Consider the following 18,816-nt stretch of genomic DNA (forward strand, 5'->3'; position numbering starts at 1 on the left):
ATCATTTGATCACATGACAAGATGCGCATCTACCTTAATTTGATGATTTTTATCTAAATCATCAGGGGATTCCTCAGAACTTCGCAGGCGTTATTTAGCTTGATGCTTATGACGTACACACAAAAAGCGGATCACTAAAATCATCCGCTTTTTTCGTTGCTGACTAGGGGCTGTTTATCTTTAGTGTTTAATTTTTGTTCAAATTAAACGCGTTATGAATGAGGCGAGACCTGCGACGCTTAGTCAACTAAGCAAGCTGGGCGCAACAAAGTTCAGGCGGCGTTTAAATGAACCCTTCGGGCAGCGATAGCGCGCAATTTATTCAGCGTTAGGCGCTGTTTGTGGAGAATAACGGCACATCACCTGCCTTGCCTAAATCACGCGCTACCAGCTGCAAAAACAACCAGCAAAGATAAACAGCCCCTAGGTTGTCGCAATCAAGTAATTAGCTGTGCTTGGCGGCAAATGCCGTCATGAACTCAACCAACTTTTGCACACCTTCGAGCGGCATAGCATTGTAGATGCTGGCACGCATACCACCCACAACACGATGGCCTTTTAATGCGACTAACCCTTGCTCTTCCGCTTCTTTAAGGAAGGCTTTATCCAGCAATTCATCCGCCAGTTGGAAAGTGACGTTCATACGCGAACGGTTGGCAACCGCAACCCCATTTTTGTAGAAAGGTAAGCTATCGATGCAGCGATATAGCAGTTCCGCTTTGGCTACGTTGGTTTTCTCCATCGCTGCCACGCCGCCTTTATTCTTCAGCCACTTAAACACTTCGGCCGCCAAGTACCAAGCAAATGTAGGCGGAGTGTTGAACATTGAGTCTTTCGCCGCCGCGATACGGTAATCCATGATTGATGATGGATGCACTACTGGCAGTTCGAGTAAATCTTCACGCACGATGACTAACGTCAAACCTGATGGACCAATGTTCTTCTGTGCACCAGCATAGATTAACCCGAATTTGCTAACATCAACTTCGTGCGACATGATGGTGGACGACATATCGGCAACGATTGGCCATGGGCTTTCGAGGGTATCGAAAATCTCAATACCGTCTACGGTCTCATTCGGACAATAATGCACATAGCGATATTTGTCGGCTGCCCCAGCGAGCTGAGGCAATACTACTTTGTTTAGCCCATCTTGCTGCTCAACAATATTTAGTGTATCGATAGCCGGTTCCCCGACCAAACGTACAGCTTCTTCTGCCGCCGAGTTAGACCATTGTCCGGTCAACAGGTATAAAGCGCGACCGTTATCTCCAAGGAAGTTATTGACTACTGCAGCAAATTGACCGCGACCGCCACCGTGCATAAATAGCACTTTGTAGTTGTCAGGGATATTCATCAGTGAGCGCAGATCTTTTTCAGATTGCGTTGCCAATGCAATAAAAGGTGCACCACGGTGACTGACTTCCATCACCGACACGCCTAGCCCCTGCCAATCCAGTAATTCCTGCTGCGCTTTTGCCAAAACGGGAGCGGGCAACATCGCTGGCCCGGCACAAAAGTTGTACACCGTACTCACTGATCTTCTCCTTGGAAATTTAAAAGGCGTAAATAAAACGAGCGTCACATCGGACGCTCGTTACACTGCTAAGAATGGTTACTCTTCTGCATCATCCTGCGGTTCATCTGGCGTAGCAACTGATGATGCTTCGTCATCAGCTAATTCCGAGTCGATATCATCGCCGCTAGATTGAATTTCGTCAATGCGCTGCAGTCCGACCACTCGTTCATCATCAGCAGTACGGATAATGGTCACACCTTGTGTGTTACGACCAATCAGTGACACACCCGCTACTGGCGTACGTACCAACGTGCCTTTGTCACTGATCAGCATGATTTCATCGTTCTCAGCCGCTTGAACTGCGCCAATTACTGCGCCGTTACGGTCAGAGACTTTAATTGAAACCACACCTTTGGTGCCACGGCTCTTCGATGGATATTCATCGATTGCTGTACGTTTACCATAACCGTTCTCTGTCACGGTCAGGATTGGGTCATCAGACTTAGGCACAATCAACGATACCACGCGTTGATCGTCTTCCAGTTTGATGCCACGAACACCGGTGGCGTTACGGCCCATTGGACGCACGCCTTTGAAGGCGATTTGCACTTCACCGTTTTCATCCAGTACTGGGTTGCCATCTTCATCTACAATGGCCGACTCTTCAGCTTCTTTAAAGCGTACAACTTTACCTGCATCAGAGAACAACATGATTTCGTTGCTGCCATCAGTGATATCAACACCGATTAGCGCGTCACCATCTTTCAGGTTAACCGCAATAATACCGTTGCTACGTGGACGGCTGTATTCAGTCAGGGCGGTCTTCTTCACAGTACCATGTGAAGTTGCCATGATGATGTATTTACCCTCTTCATATTCACGTACAGGCAGAATCGCAGTGATGTGCTCACCTTCGGCCAACGGCAGCAGGTTCACAATGGGTTTACCGCGAGATTGACGACTTGCCAACGGCAGTTCAAATACCCGCATCCAGTAAAGTTTACCGAAGTCAGAGAAGCACAAAATGGTGTCGTGGGTGTTAGCCACCAACAGACGTTCCACGAAATCTTCATCTTTCACTTTGGTAGCGGCTTTACCTTTACCACCACGGCGTTGCGCTTGGTAATCGGTCAGTGGTTGATACTTGGCATAACCTAAGTGCGACAGTGTCACCACTACATCTTCTTCGGTGATCAAATCTTCTAGATTGATATCAGCTGTTGAAGCGGTAATTTCGGTACGACGCTCATCACCGAAGTTTGCCAAGACTTCTTCGAGCTCTTCTTTGATCACTTCCATCAAACGTGCAGGACTACGCAGGATCAACAACAAACCAGCGATGATGTCTAGCAGTTCAACGTATTCGTTAAGAATTTTTTCGTGTTCCAGACCAGTCAGTTTGTGCAGACGCAGATCCAGAATCGCTTGTGCTTGTTGTTCTGTCAGGAAGTACAGGCCGTCACGGATACCATATTCTGGTTCCAACCACTCAGGACGGGCTGCATCATCACCGGCTTTTTCTAGCATTTCGCGCACATTGCCCAGTTCCCAACCTTGCGCCATCAAGCCAACTTTTGCTTCCGCTGGGCTTGGTGATGCTTTGATCAGCTCAATGATTGGGTCAATGTTTGACAATGCAACGGCCAATGCTTCCAGAATGTGGGCACGGTCGCGCGCTTTACGCAGTTCGTAAACGGTACGACGAGTGACCACTTCGCGGCGGTGTAGAATGAAGGCTTCCAGCATCTCTTTAAGGTTGAACAATTTAGGTTGGCCGTTTGCCAGTGCCACCATGTTGATACCGAAAGAGGTTTGCATTTGAGTTTGCGCGTACAAGTTATTAAGAACAACTTCGGCAACTTCGCCACGTTTGATCTCAATAACAATACGCATACCGTCTTTATCAGACTCATCGCGCAGGCCACTAATGCCTTCTATACGTTTATCTTTTACTAGCTCAGCAATCTTTTCAATCAAGCGCGCCTTGTTCACTTGATACGGAATTTCAGTGACAATTATGCGTTCACGGTGGCTGTGCTCGTCAGTTTCAAACGACGCACGAGCACGCATGATAACTTTACCGCGACCAGTACGATACGCGTCTTCAATGCCTTTACGGCCATTGATGATTGCTGCGGTCGGGAAATCTGGGCCAGGAATATAGTCAATCAACTGTTCAATCGACAGTTCCGGCTCATCAATCAACGCCAAACAACCTTTGATCACCTCAGTCAAGTTGTGTGGCGGAATATTGGTTGCCATACCTACCGCAATACCTGATGACCCGTTAACTAACAAGTTAGGTACGCGAGTTGGCAGCACTTCAGGAATCATTTCTGTGCCGTCATAGTTAGGCACATAATCGACGGTTTCTTTTTCGAGGTCAGCCAGCAACTGATGCGCCAGCTTTTGCATACGGATTTCGGTGTAACGCATTGCCGCTGCCGCGTCACCGTCGATAGAACCGAAGTTACCTTGACCATCAACCAAGGTATAACGCAATGAGAATGGTTGCGCCATACGCACAATAGTGTCGTACACCGCACTGTCACCATGTGGGTGATATTTACCGATTACGTCACCAACAACACGGGCGGACTTTTTATAAGGCTTGTTCCAGTCGTTTTTCAGCTCGTTCATCGCAAATAGTACGCGACGGTGAACTGGTTTCAGACCATCCCTAACATCAGGGAGTGCCCTGCCCACAATTACGCTCATTGCATAATCGAGGTAGGAATTTTTGAGTTCGTCTTCAATATTTATTGGTGAAATTGATGAAGCCTGGTCAGTCATAAACTGCTCGATCCCCTTGTAATAGCTGACAACTGATTAATTCCTTGTCATTGCCGAGCCTGAAAAACGTGATTTCGGATTCTACCACAGTTCTGCCCACTGGTAAGCTTTGATCCTATTACCAACATCGAAATATGTTAGGTTCGCCGAATTATTGCGCAATCAGACAGTTGCCGCGTATCCACCGCGCTAATAATTTGCACTAATTTCTGCAAAACAGGCGGACAAATTGCCGAATTACGCTAGTAAAGCCACCGGAAGATAAGGTTATAATGAACGCCTATTTTTCGAGAGGAATCGAGTAAGTTACATGTCCCAGAATGCCAATGTTGATCCGCAAGAGATTGCAAAGTTTGAAAATATGGCGGCCGGATGGTGGGATCCGCAAGGAGAATTTAAACCCCTCCATGAGCTAAACCCATTGCGCCTCAACTACATCGATTTGAAGTCAAATGGCATATTTGACAAACAAGTACTGGATGTAGGCTGTGGCGGTGGTATTTTAGCTGAAAGCATGGCACGCATCGGTGCAAAAGTTACTGGGCTCGACATGGGACATGAACCACTGGAAGTGGCTCGTTTACACGCGTTAGAAAAAGGCGTCAACATCAACTATCTGGAAATGACCGCCGAAGAGCACGCCCAAAACCACCAAGGTGCCTATGATGTGGTGACGTGTATGGAGATGCTCGAACACGTCCCCGATCCGCTGTCAGTGATTCGCGCTTGCTGCGATATGGTGGCAGATGATGGTTGGGTGTTCTTCTCTACTATTAACCGCAATGTGATGTCATGGTTGCAAACCATTGTTGCCGCAGAGTACGTCATGAAAATGCTGCCAGTGGGTACACATCAGCATGATAAGTTTATTCGTCCATCGGAACTTATCGATATGGTTGAACAAACCGAACTGCATTGCCGCGATGCTATCGGTATCAAATACAACCCAATCACTTCAGTGTTTTCCTACACACCTAGCCTTGAAGTGAATTACATGCTCGCCTGTCAAAAACAAGGATAATCCTATGCCCGCGTTGCCAAGTATCCAAGGCCTATTATTTGATCTGGATGGCACGCTGGTTGATACAGCGCCAGATTTAATTCAGGCGCTGTATTTAGCTTTAGCTCAGTTCCAACTCCCCTGCCTTGCCGATGAAGCCACACTGACGTCGGTCGCCTCCCATGGCTCACTCGGCCTTGTTAAAACCGCGCAACCACAGCAAACAGCCGAAATGACCGAAACACTACGCTTAGCATTGTTAGACCACTACCATACTGTCAACGGAGACGCGGCCAAGTTATTCGATGGTATTGCAGAATTACTCGCTTTTGCGAATAAACAGCATCTGAAAGTCGGCGTGGTGACCAACAAGCCCGCCAGATTTACCCGTCCGCTGCTACAAAAACTTGGGTTAACGCCACAACTGCACAGCATTATCAGTGCTGACAGTACCCGTTTTCGTAAGCCAGATGTCCAGCCTATGTTGCTGGCCGCACAGCAACTACAACTGCCTACAAATAACATCCTGTATTTAGGTGATGCCGAACGCGATATTGTTGCCGCTAAAAATAGCGCAATGCCCAGTGCTGTCGCCTTATGGGGTTATCTTGCAGAAACTGATCGGCCTGAGGCTTGGGGGGCAGATATTGCACTGCAACAGCCAACAGAATTGCTCGGTATTCTCAGTGGCTTTTAACCGTCAATAATGGCAGTGATCGAGACACGATCTTGTCACATCTGCTGCAAATTTTGGCGATCGAAATCTTTTTGTTTGACCGCACATATTTTGACCATCACGCGCTAGACCGCGTATTGACGGGGCTAACTGAAATGTGAGAGGGAAGATAGCCAATTTATCCACAAGATATGCTCCGTCTTGGTACTTGCAAATCCCCCCTAACCTCATTATCTTGATGTATATCAAATTTAGAAACACTATATGTAGTGTGCAATCCTCAGTACAAACACTAGAATTGTACTATCAAAACGAATTAAACCGAGATGGCCTTTTTGCGGCCATTTTAGTGATTTTTGTTTACATCGGAAGTTAGGTGGCGAGAGCCATCATTATAAGAAAATTGACTAGGGCTAGACTCCATGAATAGCAATATGACAGTGACTAAGCGCAGTGGCGCACGTGAAGTGATAGATCTTGAGAAGATCCATCGTGTGATCACTTGGGCAGCTGAAGATCTTTCTAACGTATCAGTATCTGAGGTAGAACTGCGTTCTCATCTGCAGTTTTTCGATGGCATCCCTACCGAAGCCATCCATGAAACCATCATCAAAGCTGCGGCTGATTTGATCTCGCCAGAGTCACCAGATTACCAATTCTTGGCAGCGCGCTTGGCTATCTTTCACCTACGTAAAAAAGCCTTCGGTCAATTTGAGCCACCAAAACTGCGTGATCACGTCGTCAAACTGGTTAAGCTTGGCAAATATGACCAGCACATTCTGGAAGACTACACCGCTGAAGAACTCGATATCCTTGATAGTTATATCGATCACTGGCGTGATATGACCTTCTCTTACGCTGCTGTTAAGCAGCTAGAAGGTAAATATCTGGTGCAAAACCGCGTGACCCATGAAGTCTACGAAAGTGCACAGTTCCTCTATATTCTGGTGGCCGCCTGTTTGTTTGCCCGTTATCCCAAAGAAACGCGTCTGCAATACATCCGTAATTTCTACGATGCGGTATCAACCTTTAAGATTTCACTGCCTACGCCAATCATGGCTGGTGTGCGTACGCCAACTCGTCAGTTCAGCTCATGCGTATTGATTGAAACTGGCGATAGCTTAGATTCTATCAACGCCACCTCTTCTGCCATTGTGAAGTATGTTAGCCAACGTGCCGGTATCGGTATCAACGCTGGTCGTATTCGCGCGCTGGGTAGCCCAATCCGTGGTGGTGAAGCTTTCCACACCGGTTGTATTCCGTTTTATAAGCATTTCCAAACAGCTGTTAAGTCTTGTTCGCAAGGCGGTGTACGCGGCGGCGCAGCGACCCTGTTCTACCCAATGTGGCACTTGGAAGTGGAATCACTGCTGGTACTGAAAAACAACCGTGGTGTAGACGATAACCGTATTCGTCACTTGGACTACGGCGTACAGATCAACAAGTTGATGTACCAACGTTTGATTAAAGGCGAGAACATTACGTTGTTCAGCCCTTCAGATGTGCCTGGTTTGTATGATGCCTTCTTTGCTGACCAAGCGGAATTTGAACGTTTATACGTACAGTACGAACAAGATCCGGCAATTCGCAAACGTACACTGCGCGCCGTAGAGTTGTTCTCATTGATGATGCAAGAACGTGCTTCTACTGGCCGTATCTACATTCAGAACGTTGACCACTGCAACACGCACAGCCCATTTGATCCTCAAGTCGCGCCAGTCCGTCAATCCAACTTGTGTTTGGAAATCGCACTGCCAACAAAACCATTGAACGATGTGAATGATCCAAATGGTGAGATAGCACTATGTACCCTATCAGCACTAAATTTGGGCGCAATTTCTGACTTGAATGAACTTGAAGGCTTAGCTGATTTGGCCGTACGTGCGCTCGATAGCTTGCTGGATTATCAAGATTATCCGATCCCAGCGGCACAAACAGCATCGATGAACCGACGTACACTCGGTATTGGCGTAATTAACTTTGCTAACTATTTAGCTAAGCATGGTGTGAAATATTCTGATGGCAGCGGTAACAACCTGACTCACCGCACCTTTGAAGCGATTCAGTACTACCTACTGAAAGCGTCAATGAAGCTGGCAAAAGAGCAAGGCGCTTGCCCACTGTTCAACGAAACCACCTACGCTAAAGGCATTTTGCCAATTGATACCTACAAGCGTGACTTAGACAAGATTGTTGCTGAGCCACTGCACTTAGATTGGGAACAACTGCGTAGCGACATCAAAGAGTACGGTTTACGTAACTCTACCCTGTCAGCGCTGATGCCATCAGAAACATCATCGCAGATCTCTAACGCGACTAATGGTATTGAACCGCCACGTGGCTTGATCAGCGTAAAAGCTTCGAAAGATGGCCAACTGAAACAAGTGGTCCCCGATTTCGAACAGTTGCGTGAAAACTATGAGTTGTTGTGGCAGATGCCAACCAACGACGGTTATTTACAACTAGTGGGCATCATGCAGAAGTTTATCGACCAATCGATTTCTGCCAACACCAATTATGACCCATCGAAGCACGAAAGCGGCAAAGTACCAATGCAGTTGCTGCTGAAAGATTTGTTAACTGCCTACAAGCTTGGTGTGAAGACGCTGTATTATCATAACACCCGAGATGGTGCTTCTGATAAGCACGACGATTTTGCTGCCGTCGAGAAAGAAGACGATAGCTGTGCCGGCGGCGCATGTAAGATTTAATAGATAAAATACTAACGGGGCCAAGTTGGCCCCGACTGTTTGGAAGAATGGATTATGGCTTATTCGATTTTCTGTCAAACGCCGAACGACGCGACTCGCGAACCGATGTTCTTCGGTCAAGCGGTTAACGTTGCGCGTTACGACCAACAAAAATATGAAGTGTTTGAAAAGCTGATTGAAAAACAGCTGTCTTTCTTCTGGCGTCCAGAAGAAGTTGACGTATCACGTGACAAAATTGACTTTGCTTCACTGCCTGAGCATGAAAAACATATCTTTTTGTCTAACCTGAAATATCAAACCTTATTGGACTCTATCCAAGGCCGCTCACCTAACGTAGCGTTTTTGCCGCTGGTATCTCTGCCAGAGTTGGAAACTTGGATTGAAACTTGGTCGTTTTCAGAAACCATCCACAGTCGCTCGTACACCCATATTATTCGCAACATTGTGAATAATCCGTCTGAAGTGTTTGACGATATCGTGGTAAACAAGGAGATCCTCAAGCGTGCCGGTGACATCGCCAACTACTACGACCGCTTGATCAACATGACGCAGTACTATCACCTGCATGGTGAGGGTACGCTGCAATTCAACGGTGAAGAGGTTACCGTAACACTGCGTGAAATGAAAAAAGCGCTGTACCTGTGCATGATGTCAGTAAACGCGTTGGAAGCGATTCGTTTCTACGTGAGCTTTGCTTGTTCATTCGCCTTCGCTGAACGTCGCTTGATGGAAGGCAACGCTAAAATCATCCGATTGATTGCTCGTGATGAAGCACTGCATTTGAACTCAACCCAACACATCATCAACCTGATGCAAGCGGGTCGCGATGATCCTGAGATGGGTGACATTGCTAAAGAGTGCCAACAAGAAGCGTATGACATCTTTTTCCGCGCTGCCGAACAAGAGAAAGCGTGGGCGCAATACCTGTTTAGAGACGGTTCGATGATCGGCCTCAACGAAGCAATTCTGTGTCACTACGTTGAGTACATCACTAACGAACGCATGAAGTCAGTTAACTTGGCACAACCGTACCAACAACGCAGTAATCCACTGCCATGGATGAAAAACTGGTTGGAAAGCGATTCAGTGCAGGTCGCTCCGCAGGAAGTGGAAGTGTCTTCATACTTGGTCGGCCAAATTGATTCTGCCGTTGATGAAAATGAGTTCTCCGACTTTGATCTTTAAAAAACGCCCAATTATCTACTTACAAGGTGAACCCCTGCTGCTATGGAATTGGCAGCAGGAGCAGCAGACGCTACTTGAAATTCTTGAAAGTAAACGGGTGCGTATTTTTTCCGAGTGTCGCAGTGGTTTCTGCGGCGCATGCCGCACCAAAGTGCGTCAAGGTTCAGTAAAATACCTGATTGAACCGCTTGCTGAGCTAGCGGCGGACGAATGTCTGCCCTGTTGTTGTATCCCAAACGAAGACTTAGATCTGGACATAACGACGGAAGACGCCGATATGCCGCTGGTGTATCTGGATAAATACGCATAACGTCGATAGTGCCTTAACACTATTGCCCAACAAGGAACGTGGAAGTAGTTGCTGTAATGATAAGTTCGAGTATTCCGCAATTTACCAGCTTGTATGCGGCCTTTGACCGTTTTCCCCTTCCCAAAGGTGCCACCACACATATTCGCCAAATGGCATCCACCTTGTTTAATCATTGTGGTGACGGGCTGTTATACGTTGCAGGTGATAACGGCATGCCGACGATAGAGCACGAACAGCTTAGTCACGCTAAGGTGACCATGCTGCGTAGCCCGATAGTTAACGACAGCAACAATGTACTCGCTAAAGCCATGGCCTATGCCGAGCAACTGGCGCAACTGCTGCAGCAACGCGGTCAACAACTGCAGATAGCCCATTTCCGCGATCCCTGGGCAGGCGTTCCCTTAGTCGATTACCAACGGCAACAACCTGCGCTCAAACTCGTTTATGAAGTGAATGCACTGCCGAGTATTGAGTTGCCAATCCATCTGCCTTTGCCACAAAGTACGATTGCGACTATCAAACACTGGGAACAGCGTTGTCTTGATGGAGCCGATATCATCATCACCCCGTCAAAGCTTACGCAAGCTAAACTGCAGCAGCGAACCGACACGCCAGTGCACTATCTGCCAAACGGCGCTGACATTATCAGCAATGAACAACAGCAACGCCAACTTGCCAATCAGCAAAGCGCCCAACCGCGACTCATCTATTTTGGTGGTGCACAGCGGTGGCAAGGGCTGCATACCTTGCTGCAGGCGATGGTGATAATCAACCGCCAACTATCCGTTGAACTGGACTTATGCTTATCGCTTGATAATCGCCAGGCGCGGCAACTCAAACAACAGATACGCAAGCTAGGACTAGAACAGGTGGTTAAGGTGTTCTACGGTCTAACACAGGCAGAACTTAGACCCAAAATTATGCAAGCCACCGCTTCTATTGCTCCGCTTGTTGCTTGCCAACGCAATATGCAGCAAGGTTGTTGTCCATTGAAAATTATTGAATCCATGGCATGCGGCACCGCTGTTATCGCTTCAGATTTACCGGTTGTGCATGAGCTATTGCAGACACCTGACCATGGTTTATTCGTGCCACCTTCCCGCCCGTCTGAGTTGGCCCGCGCCTGTATCCGATTAGTAACACAGCCGCAAATAGCCCAACAGATGGGATTAAACGGTTTGGCACATATCGCCCAGCATTTCCAATGGGCAACGATCAATCAGCAATTGCGGCAACACTACCAGCAACTGTTATTGTCACCTACCTCATTGAAAAGGACCCACAATGAATCCCTCGCCAGTGAACTTGCTTAATGCCGAAACGCATTATCGTCGGCTGAATAAGCTGTACAAAACGCTAACGCCTGAGGAGCAAGAGTTTGTTAAAACCCAGCAACTAAGTGCTGGTCATTCCACCGCTTATTGGCAAAAGCTATTTCAGCGCTTAATCGTAGTGGACGTACTTGGCTCCGATCTGCGTCGCATATATCGACGGGCACGCTTTTGGAGCGTGGTAGCATTTATCGTTGCATTTCTATTTCTTCAAGGCTCGTCCTATACCCCTGTGATTTGGGTGTTGTTAGCACTGTCGCTGTTTAGTTCTTATCGCGTTAAAACCTGTGACAACAAAGACGTAGACAACAATATTCGCACAGGGTTGGTTAAAGTGTTTCAAGTGTTGGCACTAGAAACGCGCTATATCAAATTAAAGTTAGATGTACGCGCGCTCGACAAGCGTGAAATTACCGCTAAAGAGCAAGATGGTCGTAATACTAAGCTGGAGTTTTATCACGTCCCTTTAGTGCAGCTATCAGCTAAGTTAAAGGATGGTAATACCCTTAACGTACGAGTGCAGGATGTGATCTGTAAGCGTCAACGCAAACAGATCAGTCGCAGCGGTAAACGTAAAACCAAAATCAAATTTAAAGGACGCCGGTTAATCCGCGTCGATCTTGGTTTGAATCCACAACGTTATGCTCACCGCGATGGTAAACTCGCGCCGGGCTGCAAAATCGTCAGTCAGCCGGATGGACAACAAAAAGTAGTGGTGCAATTTAAGCTGAAATTTGAAGGTAAGTTCAAATATCTCGACGCAGAAAACATCCTAAAAACTGTCGCGAAAGCCTACCAACAAACCAAAGTGGTTAATCGAGGAAAAGCCGCATGAGCCAGTGTGAAGTTACTTATGGATTTTTCACTATGTCAGCGTGCCAAGAGCCCGCTGTTGCCACCTGCCCTGAATGTCAAAAAGAGATCTGTGCGCTGCATTGGAGCGAAGCTCAAGGTCGCTGCATGGTTTGCGCCGCTAAAGAGTTAACACCTGAAAACGCTTCAGCACTGTCACAAGGTGCTGACAACTACAACGGTTTTGGCATGAAGCAGCTCTATTTCAGCCACGACTGGTACCAAAACCACCGTAAACATGGCAGCTATTCAGGCGCATTTAGCGACGCAGACTACGCCGCCTTTGAACAGCCATTGGTTGAAGACGCCGATGTCGACGCAGACGACTATCAATACCGAGATATTTATGACAGCTAAGTTGCGCTTGCTGTGGTTAACGCAACATTATCCACCCGCAGCGGGCGGTATGGCATTATCGTGCGACCGCATTGTGCGCCACCTGCGGGCACTGGGCGTGCATATCACGCTGTATCATCTTAAACATGCCAGTCCACGCAAGACCACTTATTACAGTGATGAACACGGATGTGATCATCGCGTCGGTCTTGCAGACAACGCTGCCCATGGATTAAATCTACTTTGGCACGAAGTGGCCGAACAATCATTTGATGCCGTGGTAGGTTATGGCTTTCCGTGGGCGATGCATGGGGCGCGCATCTTTGCCGCCTGGAAGCAACTGCCACTGCTTAGCTGCATCCGAGGCAATGACTTTGACGTCAATATTCTCGATCCGCGCCGCAGCGCAGCTTTGATGGAAATACTCACCGCCAGTCGCTTGGTGTTAACCGTTAGCCAAGATAAAGCCAGCCGTATCAAGGCACTATTCCCTCAAGTCAATGTTGCCAATATGGGCAATGGCATTGACTTAAGCCAATGGCAACCGCTGCCATTTGACCAGCAACAAGCAACATTGTGGCGTGAGCAACGGCAGCTCCAACCCACGACTCGAGTGATTGGGTTGATTGGCCATCTCAAAGAAAAAAAAGGCTGTGCGTTTTTTATTAATGCACTGCTGCAACAGCGGCTACTTGAATCCCAAGTGCATCTGCTCTTGGTTGGCGACATCGATAGCGCCACGGCAGAATTGCTAGCGACCTTACCTGTGCATAGTTGGAGCCATGAGCCAGTGCTCGACCGTTATCAGCTCCCAGCCCGTTATCTTGCCTGTGATTTGGTTGCCATACCGTCATTTTATGATGGAACTCCCAACGTATTACTCGAAGCTGCTGCGCTAGGTATTGCTGTGCTTGGTGCGCGCTGCGGCGGTATGGCCGATTTACTGACATCCGCTAACGGTTGGCTATTTACGCCCGGCGATAGTGATAGTCTTAGCCAAGCATTAATACAGTGGCTAGCAAGTTCACCGCAAGATGTTTCACTAAAAGCGTCACGCTTACAGCAACTTATCTTCGAACAATATCAGGCAGAACATGAAGCTAAGCGCTATATTAAGTTGATAGCGGAAACGATTGAGCATTTGCCAGGACGGTAACTTATGACATTGCTTTACTATGCGCCAGGTGGCGGTCTGGGCCATCTTAGCCGTGCCGTAAAAGTGATGCAGTACATTAATGGTAAGGGCATTATTGTCACTAGCCCACTGCCAATGACACCGGAACTGCCACAAGGTATCACGCACTTGGCCATTAATGCCCAATGCCAAGATATTGGCTCGCTGGCCGGATGGTTGCAAAAGCAGTTAAGGCATTTCAACGTCACGCGACTTATTGTCGATAGTTTCCCCGCGGGGATATTTGGTGAGCTGGGTGTGATTACGTTGCCGGAGCAACGGATATTGGTATCACGCTTGCTCAATTGGCCAGTTTATCAGCAAGGGAAAGGGATCAGTGCAATACCAAGCTTCCGTCAGACTTGGTATTGCGAGTGGCCTGCCGCCGAGCAAGAACAAGCCTTAGCCCATCTCACCGGTACCCGTTACTGGTTACCCTTGCTAGCCACACCACCAGAACATGAAATAGATCCGCATCAAGCGTTATTGGTTATCCATTCAAATATTGATGAATTACCACAGCTGCTGCCTAAGCAATGCTCACTGCCCATTACTTTAGTGACTCCGCCATTAAGTCAAGCGCAACATGCCCAAATTGAGCAGCACTGGCCGCAAGTTCAATGCATGCAACAGTTTCCGTGCGATGCTCTGGGGTGGCAATATCAAGCGGTACGTTGTGGCGCAGGCTTTAACTTGATGAGTGAATATCAGCAGCATCCCGGTGCGAAATTTATCGCGCTGCCGCGGCGCTTCGATTTACAACAACTGCGGTTGCAGCGCGGGATTCGCGGCATGTTACCGCCAGCGGCGATGCCGCTGCTGCAGCCTAAGTTTTTCTGGTAATTAGCATACAAAACTAGATAGATTGCGCCAGTATTGCCGCATCGCGGATCGCCCGCTTAGCATCCAGCTCCGCCGCCACTTTTACCCCACCAATGAGATGGACAGGCTTACCTGTTGCTTGTAAAGGCTCGAGTAATGCACGTTGTGACTCTTGACCAGCACATACCACAATGGTGTCCACCGCTAACAGTTGTTCATGCTGGTTTTGGCAGATGACTAAACCATCATCATTAATTTGCCGATACTCCACCCCTGAGAGCAGTTTTACCCCATGCAATTTTAATGTGGCGCGATGCACCCAGCCGGTGGTTTTGCCAAGTCCTTTACCAATCGCTTCCGCTTTACGCTGCAACAAGTAGATGGTGCGTTCGCAGGGTTCTGACGCTGGCGGCTTCAATCCGCCTACATGCCGATATTCGGTATCTACCCCCCAACGTGCATACCATTTTTCAGGTGTTAAGGTGGCAGATTGTTGCTCGGCCAAATAGTGCGCAACATCGACCCCAATACCGCCAGCGCCGATAATAGCAACCCGTTCACCAGCGGTATGTTCACCACTGAGGAGTTGCTGATAGTTGATTACCTTGGCATGGTCGATGCCATCTAACTGCAATGGCCTTGGTATCACGCCGCTGGCGAGAATAACTTCATCGAAGTCCGTCGCATCTGCCATAGTAAATGGACGATTTAGTCTGACGTCTACCGCCAACCGCTGTAGCTGCGCCTCGAAATATCGCAGCGTTTCATAAAACTCCTCTTTGCCTGGGATCTGCTTAGCAAAGTTAAACTGACCACCGATAGTAGCGCGCGCCTCAAACAGACTGACTTGATGACCACGTTCCGCCGCATAAACCGCAAATGCCAGCCCAGCCGGACCAGCGCCGATAACCGCCAGTTTTTTCGGCTGTGGCGCAGTAGTAAAGTTAAGTTCCGTTTCATAGGCGGCCCGCGGATTAACTAAACAGGTCGCTCGCTTTAGTTTAAAGGTGTGGTCTAGGCACGCTTGGTTACAGCCAATACAGGTGTTGATCAGTTCGTTGTGCCCTGCGGCAGCTTTCTGCACAAACAGTGGGTCAGCCAACAACGGCCGCGCCATCGACACCATATCGGCTTGGCCGGACGTTAAAATCTGCTCAATCACCTCTGGGCTATTAATGCGATTAGTTGCGATCAGCGGGATGGTGACTTCTTGACGTAACTTGGCTGTGACCCAACTAAATGCCGCTCGCGGTACGCTGGTAACAATGGTAGGAATACGCGCTTCATGCCAGCCAATACCGGTGTTGATCAGATTCACGCCTTCAGCTTCCAGCGCCTTAGCCAGTTGCACCACCTCTGCCCAACTGGAGCCATTATCGACTAAGTCCAACATCGATAGCCGAAAGATAATGATAAACTCACGCCCAACCGCCGCCCGAATGGCGCTTACAATCTCTAAGGGAAAGCGCATACGCTTAGTAAAATCACCGCCATAATCATCTTGCCGTTGATTGGTGCGACGACAGATAAATTGATTGATGAGATACCCTTCAGATCCCATCACTTCAACCCCATCATAGCCAGCACGCTGTGCCAATTTGGCAGAACTCGCAAAGTCTTTAATGGTGCCGCGTACCTGCCTCAATGACATTGCGCTCGGTTTGAATGGAGTAATCGGTGATTTAAGCGCTGATGGCGCCAGTGAAAAAGGATGATAGGCGTAGCGGCCCGCGTGCAACAGTTGCATACAGATTTTACCTCCAGCGGAATGCACGGCATCGGTCACCAGGCGGTGATTTTTGAGCTGCCATGGAAAACTCAACTGCGTGGCGTATGGCGTGAGACGACCGCGAAAGTTAGGTGAAATGCCACCTGTCACAATCAAACCAACGCCACCTGCAACCCGTTCCTGATAGAAAGCCGCCAATTTGGCAAAGCCGCCCTTTTCCTCTTCAAGGCCTGTATGCATCGAGCCCATAATGACGCGATTTTTGAGTTGGCAAAAACCAAGATCTAGCGGTGCAAGCATAGCAAGTGATGATGTCATATAGTGCCGATGTTTAAACAGGTGTTTGAATCAAGCATAGCTGCAAATAAAAAGCGTCTCAATAACACCTAAGTGGCAGAAAATAGATAAATAGATTTACAAATCAAACTCCCAGTTTTAGCGCTTTTCAGTTAGCATTAGACGATTGTATAAAGCTAGGAACCGCTATGTCTGCAAAACCGCTTACCACAAAGAACACTTTGATTCTGATATGGAATGTCATCAATTTTGTTCGCAAACTTATCCTGAACATCATTTTCTTCCCTATTCTGTTTATCGCTTTGATCGCCGTCATTGTCGGGTTGGCGTCAGAGAAGGAAGTCACTGTAGATGATGGCTCAGCCTTAGTCCTCAATCTCGCTGGTACTGTGGTCGACCAAAAAACCGAGATCGACCCGTTCGAAACCCTGATGAACCAAGGCAACCAGCGCAGCGCCGCCAGCGAAGTATTGCTCAGTGAAGTGCTAGATACAATTGATAGCGCGGCACAAGATAGTCGCATTAGCGCCTTGGTAATCGATCTGGATGATTTGGCCTCTGGCGGCTTAACTAAGCTGCTAGCTATCGGTCGTCATATTAACGAGTTCAAAAAAAGCGGTAAGCCAGTTGTCGCTATGGCGAACTTCTACGATCAATACCGTTACTTGCTGGCCAGCTACGCCGATACTGTTTATCTCAATGATCAAGGGCAAGTATTAATCCAAGGCATTGGCAGTTATCCCATGTATTACAAAGAAGCGCTGGATAAGCTGAAGATCAAAGCTCATGTCTTTAGAGTGGGCACCTACAAATCAGCGGTAGAACCCTATCTGCGCAATGACATGTCAGACGCCGCTAAAGAAGCCAACCGCAAGTGGATGGGTGATATTTGGCAGGTTTATGCTGAAGCTGCCGCGCAAAACCGTGGCTTAGAACCTGAAAGCTTCCACATGAATGCCGATGACTACGTTACCGCTTTGCAGCAAGCTGACGGTGATGCAGCACAAATGGCCGTCAATCTTAAATGGGTTGATAAGCTGGTAAACGCTGAACAATTCCGCCAAAAGATGCTGGAACTGATTGGCAAAGCAAAAACAGGTCATAGCTTCAAACAGATCGATTACTACGATTACGCTACGCTGATTGCACCTCCGCCTGCGATCGTTCCGACTGAGGGCGTTGGTATCGTCGTCGCCAAAGGGAATATCCTCAATGGCGAGCAACCAGCCGGCACCATCGGTGGACAAAGCACCTCTGCGCTGCTCAGAAAAGCGCGCTTTGATGACAAAATCAAAGCTGTGGTCTTACGCGTAGATAGCCCTGGCGGCAGCGCGTTTGCCTCCGAGCAGATCCGCCAAGAAGTGTTGGCACTAAAAGCTGCTGGCAAACCCGTTGTTGTTAGCATGAGTAGCCTTGCGGCCTCTGGTGGCTATTGGATTTCGGCTAGTGCTGACTACATCTACGCTAATCCAGGTACCATCACTGGTTCTATCGGTATCTTCGGTATGATCACTACGTTTGAAGATTCGCTCGCCGCGTTAGGCGTTCACTCCGATGGCGTAGCAACAACCGATGTCGCTGGAGTGTCGTTAGTTCGCCCACTGCCTGAAGGTTTTAAAACAAGCATGCAAATGGCCATTGAGCGTGGTTATCACAACTTCATCACTATGGTTGCTAAGTCGCGCCATATGACGGTTGAGCAAGTTGATAGCATCGCCCAAGGCCGTGTGTGGTCAGGCGTAGAAGCCAAAAAGCTTGGGTTAGTGGATGACTTAGGTGACATTGACCAAGCCATCACTAAAGCAGCGCAATTGGCATCACTCGATAAGTACGACGTGCGTGTTATTGAGAAAGAGCTGACGCCAGAGCAAATGATGCTCAAAGCCTTGGTGAGCAGCGCGCAAGCTTATCTGCCTGATAGCGTCACTAAGATGAGCGCTACCGATAAACTACTGAGCCAGTTCACCAAAGTCGCTGAAGATTTTGCGGCGTTCGATGACCCACAAAACCGTTATCTGTACTGTGAAGAGTGCAGTTATTGATCGGCTAACCGCCCGATAAGATAAAGCCCGACACAAAGC

General features: G+C 48.2%; 14 protein-coding genes. 11 read left to right on the top strand and 3 right to left on the bottom strand.

What is annotated here, in order from left to right; all coding sequences use genetic code 11:
- Positions 1-445: 445 nt before the first annotated feature.
- Both serC and gyrA read right to left on the bottom strand, forming a co-directional pair.
- Positions 446-1,537, bottom strand: a complete 1,092-nt coding sequence (gene serC / locus ACN0TT_RS15490) for a 3-phosphoserine/phosphohydroxythreonine transaminase (RefSeq protein ID WP_417763052.1) — start codon at positions 1,535-1,537, stop codon at positions 446-448.
- 78 nt (positions 1,538-1,615) lie between these two features.
- Positions 1,616-4,312, bottom strand: coding sequence for a DNA gyrase subunit A (gene gyrA / locus ACN0TT_RS15495; protein WP_417763053.1), 2,697 nt, complete (start codon positions 4,310-4,312; stop codon positions 1,616-1,618).
- Between the two features lie 310 nt (positions 4,313-4,622).
- Between gyrA and ubiG the strand changes: the two genes are divergently transcribed.
- The 10 genes from ubiG to ACN0TT_RS15545 all read left to right on the top strand — a co-directional run bounded on the left by ubiG (position 4,623) and on the right by ACN0TT_RS15545 (position 14,730).
- On the top strand, positions 4,623-5,333 hold the full coding sequence (ubiG, locus tag ACN0TT_RS15500) for a bifunctional 2-polyprenyl-6-hydroxyphenol methylase/3-demethylubiquinol 3-O-methyltransferase UbiG (protein ID WP_417763054.1): 711 nt from the start codon (positions 4,623-4,625) through the stop codon (positions 5,331-5,333).
- Between the two features lie 4 nt (positions 5,334-5,337).
- Positions 5,338-6,009 (top strand): HAD family hydrolase, encoded by a 672-nt coding sequence (locus ACN0TT_RS15505; RefSeq protein WP_417763055.1) that lies wholly within the window; start codon positions 5,338-5,340, stop codon positions 6,007-6,009.
- A 401-nt stretch (positions 6,010-6,410) separates the two neighbouring features.
- A complete protein-coding gene (gene nrdA / locus ACN0TT_RS15510) occupies positions 6,411-8,699 on the top strand; it encodes a class 1a ribonucleoside-diphosphate reductase subunit alpha (protein WP_417763056.1) in 2,289 nt (762 codons plus the stop codon).
- A 54-nt stretch (positions 8,700-8,753) separates the two neighbouring features.
- Positions 8,754-9,884: a class Ia ribonucleoside-diphosphate reductase subunit beta gene (nrdB, locus tag ACN0TT_RS15515; protein WP_417763057.1), complete on the top strand. Its 1,131-nt coding sequence runs from the start codon at positions 8,754-8,756 to the stop codon at positions 9,882-9,884.
- A complete protein-coding gene (yfaE, locus tag ACN0TT_RS15520) occupies positions 9,853-10,194 on the top strand; it encodes a class I ribonucleotide reductase maintenance protein YfaE (protein WP_417763058.1) in 342 nt (113 codons plus the stop codon). The genes nrdB and yfaE overlap by 32 nt, the downstream gene beginning before the upstream one ends.
- Positions 10,195-10,250: 56 nt before the next feature.
- A complete protein-coding gene (locus ACN0TT_RS15525) occupies positions 10,251-11,507 on the top strand; it encodes a glycosyltransferase family 4 protein (RefSeq protein WP_417763059.1) in 1,257 nt (418 codons plus the stop codon).
- Positions 11,479-12,360, top strand: coding sequence for a hypothetical protein (locus tag ACN0TT_RS15530; protein WP_417763060.1), 882 nt, complete (start codon positions 11,479-11,481; stop codon positions 12,358-12,360). The genes ACN0TT_RS15525 and ACN0TT_RS15530 overlap by 29 nt, the downstream gene beginning before the upstream one ends.
- A complete protein-coding gene (locus ACN0TT_RS15535; RefSeq protein ID WP_417763061.1) occupies positions 12,357-12,734 on the top strand; it encodes a hypothetical protein in 378 nt (125 codons plus the stop codon). Before ACN0TT_RS15530 ends, ACN0TT_RS15535 begins: the two co-directional genes overlap by 4 nt.
- Entirely contained in the window at positions 12,724-13,869 is a 1,146-nt protein-coding gene (locus ACN0TT_RS15540) for a glycosyltransferase family 4 protein (protein WP_417763062.1), read from the top strand. Before ACN0TT_RS15535 ends, ACN0TT_RS15540 begins: the two co-directional genes overlap by 11 nt.
- Positions 13,870-13,872: 3 nt before the next feature.
- On the top strand, positions 13,873-14,730 hold the full coding sequence (locus tag ACN0TT_RS15545) for a hypothetical protein (RefSeq protein ID WP_417763063.1): 858 nt from the start codon (positions 13,873-13,875) through the stop codon (positions 14,728-14,730).
- A 13-nt stretch (positions 14,731-14,743) separates the two neighbouring features.
- On the opposite strand, the gene ACN0TT_RS15550 is transcribed toward ACN0TT_RS15545, so the two are convergent.
- Complete coding sequence (locus ACN0TT_RS15550) at positions 14,744-16,756, bottom strand: FAD-dependent oxidoreductase (protein ID WP_417763064.1); 2,013 nt, start codon at positions 16,754-16,756, stop codon at positions 14,744-14,746.
- A gap of 167 nt (positions 16,757-16,923) precedes the next feature.
- Between ACN0TT_RS15550 and sppA the strand changes: the two genes are divergently transcribed.
- The gene (gene sppA, locus ACN0TT_RS15555; RefSeq protein WP_417763065.1) at positions 16,924-18,777 is read left to right on the top strand and encodes a signal peptide peptidase SppA; all 1,854 of its coding nucleotides are present in this window, start codon (positions 16,924-16,926) and stop codon (positions 18,775-18,777) included.
- Positions 18,778-18,816: the final 39 nt, after the last annotated feature.

This window comes from Shewanella sp., assembly GCF_048265805.1.
In the GTDB taxonomy this organism is placed as follows: Bacteria; Pseudomonadota; Gammaproteobacteria; order Enterobacterales; family Shewanellaceae; genus Shewanella.